The sequence below is a fragment of the Caenibius tardaugens NBRC 16725 genome, assembly GCF_003860345.1.
Lineage (GTDB): Bacteria > Pseudomonadota > Alphaproteobacteria > Sphingomonadales > Sphingomonadaceae > Caenibius > Caenibius tardaugens.
In genome coordinates this window covers 610,576-624,899 of sequence record NZ_CP034179.1, presented here as the reverse complement: position 1 = coordinate 624,899, position 14,324 = coordinate 610,576, and the positions used below count along the sequence as shown (strand labels likewise).

Genomic DNA, 14,324 nt, shown 5'->3' with positions numbered 1-14,324 from the left:
GGCTCAGGCAAAAGTGATCGGGGCAAAAGTGATCGGGGTGGCGGCTAGGCCGCGTGTCGGGACGAGCTGGTTGCGGATAATCCCGCTTTCCACCACGGTGTAGTCCGGCACGGCGTCCAGCAGCACCTGCAGCGCCACGCGTATCTCAAGACGGGCCACGGCCGCGCCCAGGCAGGTGTGGATGCCCTGGCCGAACCCCCAGTGCGTTTTTACGCGCGGGCGATCGAAGTCGAGGCGTTCGGGATTTTCAAACACGGTCTCGTCGTGGTTGGCCGAACCATAGAGGATCAGCACCTGATCCCCGGCGGGAATGGTCACCCCGTGCAACGTGACATCGCATGTCGTCGCCCGCGCGAGGCCTTGCACCGGGGAGACGAAACGCATCAGTTCCTCAATCGCGGCAGGCCAGAGCGTGGGATCGTCCGTCAGCTTGCGCCGCTGGTCCGGGTTGCGCCCCAGTGCGATCACGGCATTGGCGATCATGTTCATGGTCGTGTTCTGCGAGGCATCGTGCAGCAACGAACAGAAGCCCGCGATCTCTTCATCCGCGAGTTCAAGACCGGCCCGGTCGTGATGCAGAATCTGAGAGATCAGGTCGCTGCCCTTGTGTTTGCGCCGTTCGGCAACGATGCCCTTCCAGTATGCGTCCATTTCGCCATAGGCGCGCAATGCCTCGGGGCTGGTGAAATCGGCGCCAGCCATCGTTTCAAGGTTCCACCGCAGGAACAGTTCGCGATCCGAAACGGGCAGGTCCAGCAGGGAACACATGGTCAGTGTGGGAATCAGCTGGGCATAATCCCGGGTGGCATCCAACTGACCGGTCGGCAGGTGACTGGCCAGAATGGCGCGCGCCGCACGGGCGATTTCCGGTTCGAGATCGGCGACGCGCCGCGGGGTCAGCACGCGGGCAAGGATAGTGCGCAGTTCATCGTGGCGCGGGGGGTCCATATTGAACATGTTGGGCGGGATCAGTGTGATGTCCGTGTCGATCAGCGTGCCTTGCGCGGAAGAGAAACGCCGCCAGTCTTTCAGTGCGGCGTCGACATCGGCTGCCCGGCTGAGCATCCAGTAATGCGGCCATACCCGGTGGTTGGGGATTTCGCGGCGATAGACCGGATGATCGCGCCGCATCACCTGAAAGGCGGGGAACGGGTCCTCGAAAAATTCCGCTGCAAAAGGATCGAAATGGAATGCTGCGCTCACCCCGGTCTCCCATCCGGCATACTCGCCGTTTGTTCTTATATCGGGGGAGTGTGCGGCCAATTTCAGCGGCTGGCAATGGGCCGATCATGCCGACTTTTGCAGACCGGCAAGGATTTTCCCGTCGACGGGCTGACAAACGGGGATGCGCGGGCTATGGGGCCGTTCCATGCATGCCTTGCGCGCCATTGTTCGGGGTCACTGGCAGGCTGCCATTCTGGCGGTCGCGCTGGCCCTGTGCATGCGGGCAATCCTGCCTGCGGGGTATATGATCTCCAGCGCCACTGGGGTGGATTCTTCGCAAATTCTGACGCTTGCCTTGTGTAATGCCGATGGCGGCGGGGCAATGACCACGCAGGTTGCCGTCCCGGTTGACGGGCATGGTGCTAATGGCAAAGCCATGCAGGGCAGCGACAAACAGCAGGGCAAGGCGAATCCCGATTGCGCCTATTCCTCGCTGTCTATGGCGACGATGGGCGGTGCATCCGCCCCGCTGCTGGCCTTGGCGCTGGCGTTTATTCTGGCGCTGGGCGTGGCCCCGGTCCGGCAATTGCCGTTCCGGAACATTTTCTATCTCCGTCCGCCATTGCGCGGCCCTCCGGCAACGGTCTGACAATCTGACCTGACTTGTCTTTTGGTCATGGCGGCGCGCCTTGCGCCAGCCGTGGCCTGCCGGAGTATTATCATGTTTTCCAAGCATCTTGTGGCGGCTGTTGCGGCCATGTTCCTTGCTACAGGTGGGTCGTTGGCGGCCCATAGCTATACCGCGGGCGATCTGGTTATCGGCCATCCCTGGGCGCGGGAAACGGCGCCCGGCCAATCGGCTGGGGGCGGTTTCATGACCGTGACCAACAAGGGCGCTCAGGCCGACCGTTTGCTGTCGGGCACCAGTCCTGCCGCCAAGGATGTGCAGATCCATTCGGTGAATATGGATGGCGGTGTGATGCGCATGCGCCCGTTGCCGCATGGCTTGCCCGTGCCTGCAGGTCAGACGGTTGCACTGAAACCGGGCGGCTATCACATCATGTTGCTGGGATTGAAGCAGCCGTTGAAGCAGGGTTCCCGTGTTCCTGTGACTCTGCATTTCCAGCGCGCGGGGAAAGTGCGGGTTGAACTGGCCGTTGCCCCGATTGGCGCCGCCGCCGCCGCTGCGGGAGAAAGCAGCCGGGGGCATCGCCATGACTGAACCGCTTTCAGAAAGCGGCGCCCAACCGGAACAGCACGGCTTGCGCAAGGTGTCGCTGTTCCTGTGGGTGTTTATGGTGCTGCTGGCGGTCGTCGCGGCAGGCATTGCCATTCGCGGTACGCAGGATGGAACGCCAAAAGAGTATGCCGACAGCGTTGGTGGTCCGTTCGCGCTGGTCACGCCCGATGGCGCCCGTTTCACCGAACGGAATCTGGCGGGCAAACCTTATGCGATGTTCTTCGGATTTACCCGGTGCCCCGATGTCTGCCCGACTACACTGGCGCGCATGGCACAACTGCGCAAGCGCATGGGCGATGATGGCATGAAGTTCGCCATCGTCTTCGTCTCCGTCGATCCCGGCCATGATACGCCCGCCGATATCGGCAACTATACCGCGCTGTTTGATACCCCGATTATCGGGTTGACCGGAACCACCGCGCAAATTGACCAGATCGTGAAGCGATGGCGCGCCTTTTACCAGAAGGTGCCGCTGGAAGGCGGCGACTATACCATCGACCATACGGCGGGGGTGTTCCTGATGGATCGCAACGGCCGTCTCCAATCCATCCTCGATCATCATGAAAACGAGAATGCCGCGCTCGCCAAGTTGCGCCGCCTTGTCGCCTGATCGCCTGTTTTATCCCGAATTCGGGGAGTTATTACCATGAATATCGCTCAATGGGCGCTTGCCGCCTCCATCGTCGCCATCGCTGCGCCGGCCCATGCCGAGAGCGCGGAAGACGCCGATCGCGCCAATGCCAATGTCATCATCGTAAATGGCAAGACCGTGATCGATGAGGCCGAGGTGCAGGTGAATGCCACGCCCGGGGGCGCCGACATCGTCGGATACGAAGACTACGCGGACAAATCGCTCGTCTCGTTGCGCGATGCGCTGGCGTTTTCGCCGGGTGTTTACCTTCAGCCCCGCTATGGACAGGAAGTGCGCCTTTCTGTGCGCGGTTCGGGCCTTTCGCGCGGCTATCATATGCGCGGCCTGACCTTGTTGCAGGACGGCGTGCCGATCAATCTGGCCGATGACAACGGCGATTTCCAGGAACTGGAACCGGCCTTCTTCGATCATCTAGAGGTCTATCGCGGGGCCAATGCCCTGCGGTTCGGTTCCGGCACGCTGGGCGGCGCGATCAACGGGGTGACGCCAACCGGTGCCGATGCAAAGGGGCTTTATCTGCGTGGCGATGCAGGCAGTTTCGATACATGGCGCGGCCTCGCCTCCTATGGCGGCATGTCCGGTGCCATGGATTACTGGGGTGCGATCAGCGCAGACACATCGGACGGCGACCGCGATCATGCGCGCCGTCATTCGCTGCGTTTCCATGGCAATGTCGGCTTCCGCATCAGCGATGCGGTGAAGACGCGGTTCTATGCCAGCCTCAATGATATCAATCAGGAACTGCCCGGCGCGCTGACGCTGGCGCAGGCCAGGAGCAATCCCCGGGTCGGCAACTTCGCAGGCGATCAGGCCCGGAATATCCGGTCGCTCCGTTTCCAGAACCGGACCAGCGTGGCCCTGGGTGATGCCAACCTCGATCTGGGATTGTTTTTCAATCGCAAATCGCTGGATCATCCCATTTTTCAGGTGGTGGATCAGTCATCGTTGGATCGCGGGGCCTATCTGCGGCTCAATTGGGGCAGCGGTCCTTTCGCGGTTACAGTCGGGGGTGAAGCCCGTTTTGGCACGGTGGATTCCCGTCGCTACGTCAACGTTAACGGGAAACGCGGCGCGCTGACGTTCCTCGCGGACCAAAAGGCCCGCACCGCCAATCTCTATGCCGAAGTGCGGTATAAACCGTTGAGCCGGCTGAGCCTGATTGCAGGCGCCATCTATGCCGATGGCTATCGCGATCAGCATGAACGCTACAATGGTGCCGTAGGCGGGCTGCGCGATGTGCGGGCGCGGGCGGATTTCAGCGAGTTGTCGCCCAAGTTCGGCGTGCTTTACGAACCCACGGACACGATTCAGATCTATGCGAATTACAGCCGATCCGCCGAATTACCCGGATTTGGGGAACTGGCGCAAATAAGCGCATTCGTGCCGGTCAAGGCGCAGCGGGCCTGGACGGCCGAGATCGGGACGCGGGGAACGCTGGGGATCGCGCAATGGGATGTGTCCTTTTACCGCGCGGACCTGAAGGGTGAGATGCTGCAATACACGGTTGGCCCGGATGTTCCGGCATCGACGTTCAATGCGGGGAAGACCCGGCATCAGGGCATCGAAGCGGCGCTTTCGCTTGATCTTGCCGCCTGGCTGCGTGTGCGACAGGTCTATCAGTACAGCGATTTCCGTTTCCGCAACGATCGCGAATTTGGTGGCAATCGTCTGCCGGTCGCCCCGAAGCATGTCTATCGCGCGGAAGTGCGGCTGGGTGGGGATGATTTGCACATCGCGCCCAACATCGAATGGGTGCCGCAAGGGGCGTGGGCGGATTATGCCAATACGACGCGCAGTGGTGGCTATACCCTTTTGGGCGCCACGGCCGGGGCAAGGATTTCCCGTAATCTGGATGTGTTTCTTGATGCGCGTAATCTGACGGGCAAGAAGGCGGTCGGCGATATCAGCGCGGTTATCCGAGCGACTGCGGTGTCGGCGATCTATTATCCGGTTGAACGCCGGGCGCTGTTTGGCGGTATTCGCGCGCGTTTTTGATGAAATGGTGACGGAACAGGGGCGGGGCCGTGTTGTGCTGTTCCGCCTCTGCGCGATCAGGTATCGGACCAGAGGCGAAGGAGGTTGTGATAGACGCAGGTTAGCTGCAGCACGGCGCCTTCATCCGCCCCATCGGCGGTGAGTTTCTGTATCGATGTGTCCAGTTCGAACAGCATTCTGCGCTGGCTGTCGTCGCGCACGAGGCTTTGAATCCAGAAAAATGATGCGATGCGCGCACCCTGGGTGACGGGTTCCACTTTGTGGAGGCTGCTGGACGGATAGATGATGGCATCACCGGCGGGCAGCGCGACCGCATGTTCGCCATAAGTGTCGCTAATAATCAGCCTGCCGCCTTCGTACTCAGCCGGATCGTTGAGGAACAGCGTGCACGAAACGTCCGATCGCAAAAATTCACGTTCGTCCAGATTCATCACGCCACCATCGACATGGAAGCCGTATTCTCCGCCCCCGGCATAGCGATTGAAACGGGGTGGCAGAATTTTGCGGGGCAGGGCACCTGCAAAAAACAGCGGGCTGCGCTTCAGGGCGGCCAGCACGGCCTTGCCAAGCTGTTCCTTTACCGCCGAGGTATCCGGCAACTGTTCGTTGCGTTTTACTTTGGCCCCCTGCGCGCCGACCGTTTCCCGTCCGTCCGCCCAGTCGACACCGTCCAGCCTGCGCCGGAATTCGACAACTTCATCGGCGCTGAGAACATTCGGGATGTGCAGGATCATACCAATATCCAGTGGTTGAAAGAATAACGGCGGGAGGTTGTCCTCCCGCCGTCGTTTAATGCCCGACTATGGTTAGAAGCTGAAGTCCGCGCTGAACAGAAATGTTTGCGGCGTTCCCGGCGTGTAGCGGTACCCGCTCTTGTTGATCGACGCGATGTATTCCTTGTCGAACAGGTTGTTGGCGTTGACGCGCAGCTTGATGTTGTCCGTGACCTGATAGGCCAGCATCAGATCAACCACCGTATAGCCCTTGGTGTACTGCGGCGTGCCCACCGCACCGTCGGTGCCCTTGCGCAGGCCACCGGTGTGGCGAACGCCACCTGCCAGTTCCAGCCCGAACGGGAAGCGATAGTTGCTCCACACAGTGAACGCGTTGTCAGGGGTGTAGGTCAATTCGTTTGACCCATTGGCGGCAACGTTGGGGCCTTCGGTAACCTTGGTGTCGAGGTAGCTGTAACCGCCCGAAATCGACCAGGCATCGGTGATCTGGCCAACCGCGCTGAGTTCGATCCCGCGCACCCGTTTCTTGCCGGTCTGGGTTGGATTGCCTGCATCGTCCAGAATCTGGCTGTTGATTTCGTTATAGACGGTGGTCTGGAACACTGCGGCGTTCAATGACAGGGCATCACCCAGCGCGCTCCACTTGATCCCGGCCTCGAAAGTTTTGGCCTTTTGCGGGTCCATGTTGGGGTTGGCGGCGTTGTTGAGGGCGCTGCTGAGCGTGAAGTTCGCGCCACCCGGGGGCTGCTGCGAAACGGCGTAGTTCACATAGAGGCTGACCGGTTCGACCGGCTTGTAGACCGCGCCCAGCTTCCAGTTGAACAGCGTACCCTTGTCCTTCAGCTTGAGCGTGGGGGAGCGATACTTGGTCTGGTAATTGTCCACGCGGATACCGCCGGTGATCAGCAGGCTGCCGTCGAAAAACTTCGCGGTGTCAAAGATGTAGAACGCCTGGGTATCGGTCTGGCCGGTCGTGTCCAACCCGTTGCGAACCACAGTATAGCTGCCGGCCGTGTTCCAGTCGGGATTGTAGAGATTGGCCCTGGTCAGGTTGTTTGTGGCCGTTACGCCATAGGACTTGTACTTTTCCTGAGTCAGTTCGATGCCTGCGCTGAGGCTGTGTTCAACCGCGCCTGTGGCGAAATCCGCTCGCAGGTTAAGCTGGTTGGTCAGGACCTGGTTCTTGACGTCCTTCACTGTCGGCGTGCTGCGTGCGATGGTGTAGGTCGAAAGGTCGTTGACGTTGGTATAGGCGGTATTGGCCCCCGTGGTCATAAACGCGGTCAGCAGATAATCCTGCTTCGTCTGGCCCCAACGCGTGATGTTGGTCAGCTTCACCTTGTCCGAAAAATCGTGTTCGAGGATCAGCGTCGCCATCTTGGCGGTGACATCGTCATGATCGCTACGCGAGCCATAGAAATTGGTTGAATCAACCGGTTGACCGATGAGCTTGCTCTGATTGACTTGCGGTGACCATGTCTTGAGGCCGATGGTCGGGACGAAACCATCCGGAATGTTGTCCTGGTCGACATAGAGCAGATTCAGGTATGCGCGGGTCGGCGTGTCGATGCCGATGCCGATCGATGGGGCAATGCCGATACGCTTGTTCTTCACGTGGTCGCGGCCCGGAACGTCGCTGTCATCCCACAGCGCGTTGAGGCGGAACGCGGCATTGGCGCCGATGGTCTGATTGATATCCGCCGTGGCGCGCTTCTGGTTGTCGGTGCCGATCGTGGTTGATCCGGACACGCTGTTGTCCAGTTTGGCGCGTTTGCTGACCATGTTGATAGCGCCGGTCGGGGAAGTGCGGCCCACGTCGGTACCGGCCGGGCCCTTCAGAACTTCTACAGCTTCGGTATTGAACACATCGCGGGAGATCGAGCCCATATCGCGCACGCCATCGACAAAGATGCTGCTCGAACTGTCGAAACCGCGCATATAGATCGTATCGCCAGTGGCGGTGTTTCCGTTTTCACCGGCATAGAACGTGCCGACGCCCGGGCTGTTACGCAGCGCTTCGGCAAGGGTCGTGGCGCCCTGCTGCAAAAACAGGTCCTTCGTGATCACCTGAATGGTCTGCGGGGTGTCTTGCAATGGCTGGGTGTATTTGGGGGACGATGCCTGATCCGCCTTGAACCCTTCCTCAATTGCCGTGTCCGTCACGGTCACGCTGCCTAGGCTGCGCTGGTTCGCGTCTTGCGCTGAATCCTGCGCCAGTGCGGGCGAAGCCATGACCCCGAAGCAGGTCAGAGCGAGGAAAGATGGTACGGCTTTTTTGTGTGTCATGGTGACCCCCTGATAGTGCTGTACGTTTATATGCGAACGCTTCGCAATTGAGCTTGGACGCTAATGATCATGATTCGCAATAAAGGCAAGTCCCTGTTTTCGTAAAATTGCCATAAGCTGGGAAAATGATGCAGGGAGGGGTGGAATCAGCCTCCTCTGTGTTCGGTGTTCACGCAGGTCCGTAATCCGGTGAAGCAGCGCGCCTCGATTCTTCGATCGATGCAGGCTGTTCGGGACGTTGCGCGCGATGAAACGCCGGCTTTTCAGTTAAATGCGTGCAATTTGCGTTAGCGCAATGATATTTGCGATTGACTCGCATTAATTTGTGTCTAACGCGAATTCCATTGAGGAAGTACGATCCATGTTCGACGGCGCAGACATTCAAAGTGATGACGCGATCATGCCGGTTCCTGCGGCACGCCTTGCTGTTGCGGGCGAGTTGGCCGATGCGCGTCCAATCGCGTCCGGGGTTGTAGGCAACAGGGCCGCCAGCGGCCGTTATGGCGAGGGGCGCAGCGTCAACCTGTCGGCGATTGTCGTAACTGCGGCGCTGCACGCGATAGCATTGGCTGGCGTGCTCTATATTCGTGCGGATGCGCCAGCCGAAAAGCGGGAGCAACGGCTCACCGTGGTCAATCTGACGCCTCCGCCTCCGCCGCCATCACCCGATACGCCGCCGCAGTCGCGCCCCGCCGTGGTGGCGCCCGTTACGCCAATCATGCTCGTGCAAAAGCCGACAGTGGCGACAACGCCTGATCCAACGCCCCAGCCGCCCACGCTGCTGGCTGCGCCAGCTCCCGCGCCCGTCGCACCGGCTGCTGTTGCGGCGCCTGCACCGCCAAGTGTGGTGCAGGTTTCCGATTTGTCAGTGCGCTTGCTGTCAGGCGCTCCGCCCCGTTACCCAACGGAAAGCCGCCGGAAACGGGAACAGGGTACAGTGCTGCTTGCGCTAACGCTCGGCCTGGATGGGCGTGTGGCGACCATTTCTGTGGCGCGCAGCAGCGGGTTCGAACGGCTGGATCAGGCCGCCTTGTCGGCCGTGCGCAAATGGCGATGGGCCCCTTACGTTCAGGATGGCAAGCCAGCCATGGTGAAGGGTGTGTTCGAAATTCCCTTCGTTTTGGCGGATTGAGGTTCTCCCCAAGGCGCGCGTGATCCGTCTGGCGCCCTCCGCGCTGCCTGAAATGCCCTGTTCAGCAGATGGCTATTCTCTCCGCCCCCGTTCGGCAGCCCATCCAGCTTGCCCGGTGCCCGCCCGCACCCGCCAACGCCGCTGTTCGCGGACCCGTCGGGCCCGGTGCCGAGCGCGGTGAATTGTAACAAAGTATTGCTCGTCGCTCGCAATTGCGTTCTCGCCATTGACGGGTTGACGTGCTGACTTCTACCCGACCCTCGCTTTTGAGAATTAGTATCAATATGAATCGGGGCTAAGGAATGCGTCAGCAAAAATCGAAGATGTCGCGACATGGGGTGGCTGGGGCGAGCATGATCGTGCTCGCGATGATGGGCTGTGGTACGGCCCATGCGAACGAGGGCGCTGAGACACAGTTGCGCGATGGGCGCGAGATCGTGGTTACGGCAGCGGGTTTCGAACAGAAAATCACCGATGCGCCAGCCAGCATCAGCGTCATCACGGCGGAGGAACTGACACAGCGCCCCTATATCACGCTGATCGACGCCGTGCGCGATCTGGAAGGTGTCGACGTCGGGGAAACGTCGGACAAGACCGGCCAGCGCACTATCAGCATTCGCGGGATGGGCGCAGAATACACGCTGCTGCTGATCGATGGCAAACGTCAGAACAACCACGGGGACATCTACCCCAACGATTTCGGCGGCAACCAGTTCAACCACGTACCACCGCTGGATGCGATCGAGCGGATCGAGGTGATCCGCGGACCGGCGTCGACGCTTTATGGTGCGGATGCGCTTGGGGGTGTGATCAACATTATCACCAAGAAGGTCGCGGACCGCTGGACCGGGTCGGCCACATTCGGCCGCAGCATCCAGGAAAAGAGCGATTTCGGTGACGATATGACGTTCGACGCGGCCGTTCGCGGGCCGATCGTTCCGGGGCTCCTGGGCCTTTCGCTGCGTGGCTCGATCTACAAACGCTATGCTTCGGAACCGGATTATACCCCGGTGATCGATCCGGCAGGGACGACCCATCTGCGTGCACTGGGCTTCGGCGGTGGGGGCAAGACGGTCAGCAATATTAACCGGAGCATTGGCGGTTCGCTCAGCCTGACGCCTGCCGACAATCAGAGCATTGTCTTCGACATCGATTATTCGCGACAGTCTTACGACAATACGCCAACCGTTGACGCAGAAACCGGCGCCATCAGCTATCCGCTGGGTACGCTCGACGGCATTGACAGTATCTGGCGGGCTACGGCAGGCGTCGTGCAGCCGCGTGTCGGCTACACCGAAAAGCAGGTCTTCGACCGTCTTAACTGGTCGGTGACCCATCAGGGCGAATGGGGCTTCGGCCGCAGCTTTGTGTCGCTGGCTTACGTGGCGACCAACAACAAGGGCCGCACGATGCCATTCTCCGTGGCGGAGCGTGTCCATCTCCAGCAGATGTACAGCGGCACCGGCGCCTATGCGGGGCTCAGCACGGCTGCCCGCCGCGCGCTGGCGGAAGAAACCTTCCTGCCGCGTCCGCTGCGCAAGCTGGAAAGCCGCCAGTTCACGCTGGACGCCCGGCTGGATATCCCGGTTGAAGGCTTCGGCGGAAAGCACCACTTCATCGTCGGCGGCCAATATATCAATGGTGAACTGGAAGACGGGGTGTTCGGGCTGGAAGAATCCGCCGATGGCATCAAGGGTGTGCAGAAGCACAAGATCTGGTCGCTGTTCGCGGAAGATAACTGGACCCCGGTTGATGGCCTGACGATTACCGGCGGATTGCGATATGATCGCCACGACATGTTTGGCGGCCATTTCAGCCCCCGCCTCTATGCGGTCTACAATATCAATCCGACCCTCACCCTGAAGGGCGGGGTCAGCACCGGTTACAAGACCCCGAAGACGACCGATCTCTATGACGGGATTCGTGGTTTTGGTGGTCAGGGTACCAGCCCGATGATCGGCAACCCCGATCTGAAGCCGGAAACCAGTGTGAACAGCGAAGTCGCGTTGTACTGGAATCCGACGCCTGACAGTGGCCTCAACCTCACGGTCTTCCAGAACGATTTCAAAGATAAGATCGACACGACCAGTGTCCGCCCCTGTGCGGTAACCAATTTCGTGCGGCCTTGCGCCAATCTGGGCGATTACTGGGAAGTGCTTGGTCTGGGCGGGACGATCAATGCCCCGGTCAATGTCGACAAGGCCCGCATCCGGGGTGTTGAAGTGGCGGGGCGGTTAAAGATTCTCGAAGGGGTAACGCTGCGCGCCAACTACACCTACACCGACAGCAAGCAGCGCAGCGGGACGGAGAAGGGCCAGCCGCTGACCAACACGGCCAAGCACATGGCGAACGCCACGATCAACTGGCAGATCACCGAAGGGCTCAGCACGCAACTCACGGCAGAGCATCGTTCAAGCCGTTATCGTGGCCTCGGCGTCGATGGCAGCCACTTGTACTACAAGGGCTACGAAGTGCTGCATCTGGGTGTGCAGTATCGCCTGACCGATTTCCTTACGCTCAGCGGGCGGGTAAACAACCTGCTGGACCGGGACTTCACCAGCTACCAGCACACGTTTGTGGCCAACGGCGACGGTTCGTACACCCCCACATACACGGACGATTATAACAACAAGGACAAGGCCCGCAGCTACTGGATCAGCGTCAACGCGCGCTTCTGATCGGCTCTGTGAAAGGGATTGCGCGACCGGGGCATTGGCTTCGGTCGCGCATGCCCGTCCGGGCAAGTGCATTGCGGGATCGGGGGAATCCCGTCATAGGGTATTATTGCGAGTAAATCGCATTCATTGGGGCGATGATGGAGCTAGGGCCTTGTTACAAATGGTTTCCCGAAATGGCGATGATGGCCGGTTTCTGACGCCATCGGGTGCCGCTGCAGTGTGGGGAAGCCCTGAAGATACGGTGTCCGACGATCAGGTCGATTTCCGGGCGGAGCCTGTTCCGCACATCATCGTGGTCGAGGATGATCCCCCCTTGCGGGCATTGCTGACCCGCCTGTTGATCGAAAACGGTTACGAAGCGACAGGTGTGGGCGATGGGGAAGAGATGTTCCGCATCATGGCGGATCGCGGGTCCAGCCCGATCGATCTGATCCTGCTCGATATCATGCTCCCGGGCGAAAGCGGATTGATCCTCTGCAACCGCATTCGCGAATATAGCAAGGTTCCGATTATCATCGTCAGCGCGCGTGGGCTGGAGGCCGATCGCGTGGCGGGGCTGGATACCGGTGCGGACGATTATATCGCCAAACCGTTCAGCCGCTCCGAACTGCTGGCCCGTGTCCGGGCGCTGTTGCGCAGGGCAGGGGAATCGCGCATTCCGCCCGAAGCCTTCTCTGTCACGCGACTGGATTTCGCTGGCTGGAGCTATTTTCCGAAACGCCGTGAATTGCTGGCTCCATCAAAGGCGGAAGTCTCGCTGACCGCAGCGGAACATGATCTCTTGCAGACCCTGCTGCGCCATCCGCAACGCACTATCGGGCGCGAACGCCTGATCGAACTGGTGCGCCATCGCATTGGCAACCCCAGCGATCGCAGCATCGATGTGCTGGTCAGCCGCTTGCGCCGCAAGCTTAGCGGAAACCGCAACAAGAACGCGCTGATCCGCACAATCCGCGGCGTGGGCTATATGTTTGCAGCGGATGTGACGGGGTCCTGATCGTGCCGGAACAGGGTGGGCGGGATAAGGCGCGCGGCGCTGGCCTGGTCACCCGCATCGCCATCGTCTTATTGGGCGCGGTTTTGCTGGAAGCACTGGGAAATTTCGCCCTCCATCGCTGGCAATCGCGCGAACTGGTTTCGGTAGAGCAGACCCGACATATCGCGGAACAGATCAACAGCGCGGCGAAAATTGCGGAAAATGCCAGCTTGCCGGAGCGCGTGGCGCTTGTTCGCGCGCTTGAGGTGGAGGGGCTGGCGCTCAACTGGGTGCCGCGCAGTGTCGTAACCGATCACAGTGCGGCCCAGCCGCAACTGGCCGCCATGCGCGCCCGCTTGCTCGATTTCGTTCCCGCTCTGTCGGGGCGGGAAATGCGCTTGAGCCTGCTGCCCACCGCCGGGGGTGGTTCGCGCGATCTCATGGGTGTGCTGCGGCTGAAGGACGGTACCTATCTGTCGTTTCGCGTCAGCGCCTATCTCAACGCCCCCCTGCCGTTTAGCCTTGAAATTCTGGCACATGTGCTGCTGATGCTGCTGGTGTTTGGCGTGGCGCTGGGCCTCGTGCGGACGCTGATCCGTCCCTTGCGCGAATTGGCCGAGGCGGCGGACGAGACCGGGCGCAATCACGCGGCGCGGATCACGCCATCGGGCCCGCACGAAGTCCGGCGCGTGGGCGCCGCATTCGCCGCGATGCAAAGCCGCCTCCTGCGCATGATCGAAGACAACACGCAGGCGCTTATCGCCGTTTCGCACGATCTGCGCACACCGATACAGCGTTTGCGCCTGCGCACGGCCATGCTGGAAGGCGAAGAACAGAAAGAGGCGATAGGCGACGATCTTGCCGCGATGGAGCGGTTCATCGATGCGACGCTGGCCTATGTCCGCAGCGGCGAGGACGAGCCGCCACGTTTGCTCGATGTGGCCGTGCTCGTATCCACAATCGTCGATGATGCGGCCGATATGGGGGCTAATGTCCATTATATAGGCCCGGAAACGCTCACCTTGCATACCCGCTCGGCCGCATTGACGCGTGTTCTGCAGAACCTGATCGACAACAGCCGCCGTTATGCGAACCGGATCGAGGTCAGATTATCCGGTGCTGATCGTATCCGGGTGGAGATTGCCGTCGATGACGATGGGTCGGGCATTCCTGAAGCGAAGCGGGCCGAGGCGTTGCAGCCATTTCATCGGCTGGATCAGGTGCCCGACCACAACCATGTGCAAGGGGCCGGGCTGGGGTTGTCGATTGTTCAGCGGATCGTGGAACGGCAGGGTGGAACACTCGTGCTGGGCACCGCTGCATCAGGAGGATTGTCCGTGCACTTTTCGCTGCCAGCGGCCCCCGATGTCGGTCCTGTGCGGTCTAACGATACAAACTGACACAAATTTGCTATTGCACTTTATTCGCAATTAGCTCACCCGACATCCAATTCAAGTGGGTTCCGAT

General features: G+C 60.5%; 11 protein-coding genes. 8 read left to right on the top strand and 3 right to left on the bottom strand.

The window, feature by feature from the left end:
• Positions 1 to 3: 3 nt before the first annotated feature.
• Positions 4 to 1,203 carry a cytochrome P450 gene (locus EGO55_RS03005; protein ID WP_021691050.1) on the bottom strand — a complete coding sequence of 400 codons (1,200 nt, stop codon included), beginning with the start codon at positions 1,201 to 1,203 and terminating at the stop codon, positions 4 to 6.
• 166 nt (positions 1,204 to 1,369) lie between these two features.
• Here EGO55_RS03005 and EGO55_RS03000 point away from each other — a divergent pair, with 166 nt between their 5' ends.
• From EGO55_RS03000 to EGO55_RS02985, 4 genes are all read left to right on the top strand, one after another.
• A complete protein-coding gene (locus tag EGO55_RS03000) occupies positions 1,370 to 1,813 on the top strand; it encodes a DUF2946 family protein (protein ID WP_021691049.1) in 444 nt (147 codons plus the stop codon).
• Positions 1,814 to 1,885: 72 nt separating this feature from the next.
• Positions 1,886 to 2,386 carry a copper chaperone PCu(A)C gene (locus tag EGO55_RS02995; RefSeq protein ID WP_021691048.1) on the top strand — a complete coding sequence of 167 codons (501 nt, stop codon included), beginning with the start codon at positions 1,886 to 1,888 and terminating at the stop codon, positions 2,384 to 2,386.
• Positions 2,379 to 3,014 (top strand): SCO family protein, encoded by a 636-nt coding sequence (locus tag EGO55_RS02990; protein WP_021691047.1) that lies wholly within the window; start codon positions 2,379 to 2,381, stop codon positions 3,012 to 3,014. The genes EGO55_RS02995 and EGO55_RS02990 overlap by 8 nt, the downstream gene beginning before the upstream one ends.
• 36 nt (positions 3,015 to 3,050) lie before the next feature.
• Complete coding sequence (locus EGO55_RS02985) at positions 3,051 to 5,051, top strand: TonB-dependent receptor family protein (RefSeq protein WP_021691046.1); 2,001 nt, start codon at positions 3,051 to 3,053, stop codon at positions 5,049 to 5,051.
• A gap of 56 nt (positions 5,052 to 5,107) precedes the next feature.
• On the opposite strand, the gene EGO55_RS02980 is transcribed toward EGO55_RS02985, so the two are convergent.
• Together EGO55_RS02980 and EGO55_RS02975 are read right to left on the bottom strand one after the other, a co-directional pair.
• Positions 5,108 to 5,785: a Fe2+-dependent dioxygenase gene (locus EGO55_RS02980; protein WP_021691045.1), complete on the bottom strand. Its 678-nt coding sequence runs from the start codon at positions 5,783 to 5,785 to the stop codon at positions 5,108 to 5,110.
• 72 nt (positions 5,786 to 5,857) lie between these two features.
• A complete protein-coding gene (locus tag EGO55_RS02975) occupies positions 5,858 to 8,071 on the bottom strand; it encodes a catecholate siderophore receptor Fiu (protein ID WP_021691044.1) in 2,214 nt (737 codons plus the stop codon).
• A 361-nt stretch (positions 8,072 to 8,432) separates the two neighbouring features.
• Here EGO55_RS02975 and EGO55_RS02970 point away from each other — a divergent pair, with 361 nt between their 5' ends.
• The 4 genes from EGO55_RS02970 (at position 8,433) to EGO55_RS02955 (ending at position 14,257) form a co-directional block, all read left to right on the top strand.
• Entirely contained in the window at positions 8,433 to 9,203 is a 771-nt protein-coding gene (locus EGO55_RS02970) for an energy transducer TonB (protein ID WP_021691043.1), read from the top strand.
• A gap of 323 nt (positions 9,204 to 9,526) precedes the next feature.
• On the top strand, positions 9,527 to 11,881 hold the full coding sequence (locus EGO55_RS02965; RefSeq protein ID WP_040716741.1) for a TonB-dependent receptor domain-containing protein: 2,355 nt from the start codon (positions 9,527 to 9,529) through the stop codon (positions 11,879 to 11,881).
• A gap of 160 nt (positions 11,882 to 12,041) precedes the next feature.
• Positions 12,042 to 12,878: a response regulator transcription factor gene (locus EGO55_RS02960; protein WP_021691041.1), complete on the top strand. Its 837-nt coding sequence runs from the start codon at positions 12,042 to 12,044 to the stop codon at positions 12,876 to 12,878.
• Between the two features lie 2 nt (positions 12,879 to 12,880).
• A complete protein-coding gene (locus EGO55_RS02955; protein ID WP_021691040.1) occupies positions 12,881 to 14,257 on the top strand; it encodes an ATP-binding protein in 1,377 nt (458 codons plus the stop codon).
• Positions 14,258 to 14,324 lie beyond the last annotated feature (67 nt).

What these genes read in the sequence shown, in the direction of transcription:
- EGO55_RS02990 (WP_021691047.1), top strand. Translation starts at nt 2,379, where the DNA reads ATGACTGAACCGCTTTCAGAAAGCGGCGCCCAACCGGAACAGCACGGC.
- EGO55_RS02975 (WP_021691044.1), bottom strand. Translation starts at nt 8,071, where the DNA reads ATGACACACAAAAAAGCCGTACCATCTTTCCTCGCTCTGACCTGCTTC.
- EGO55_RS02995 (WP_021691048.1), top strand. Translation starts at nt 1,886, where the DNA reads ATGTTTTCCAAGCATCTTGTGGCGGCTGTTGCGGCCATGTTCCTTGCT.
- EGO55_RS03000 (WP_021691049.1), top strand. Translation starts at nt 1,370, where the DNA reads ATGCATGCCTTGCGCGCCATTGTTCGGGGTCACTGGCAGGCTGCCATT.
- EGO55_RS02965 (WP_040716741.1), top strand. Translation starts at nt 9,527, where the DNA reads ATGTCGCGACATGGGGTGGCTGGGGCGAGCATGATCGTGCTCGCGATG.
- EGO55_RS02970 (WP_021691043.1), top strand. Translation starts at nt 8,433, where the DNA reads ATGTTCGACGGCGCAGACATTCAAAGTGATGACGCGATCATGCCGGTT.
- EGO55_RS02960 (WP_021691041.1), top strand. Translation starts at nt 12,042, where the DNA reads ATGGTTTCCCGAAATGGCGATGATGGCCGGTTTCTGACGCCATCGGGT.
- EGO55_RS02980 (WP_021691045.1), bottom strand. Translation starts at nt 5,785, where the DNA reads ATGATCCTGCACATCCCGAATGTTCTCAGCGCCGATGAAGTTGTCGAA.
- EGO55_RS02985 (WP_021691046.1), top strand. Translation starts at nt 3,051, where the DNA reads ATGAATATCGCTCAATGGGCGCTTGCCGCCTCCATCGTCGCCATCGCT.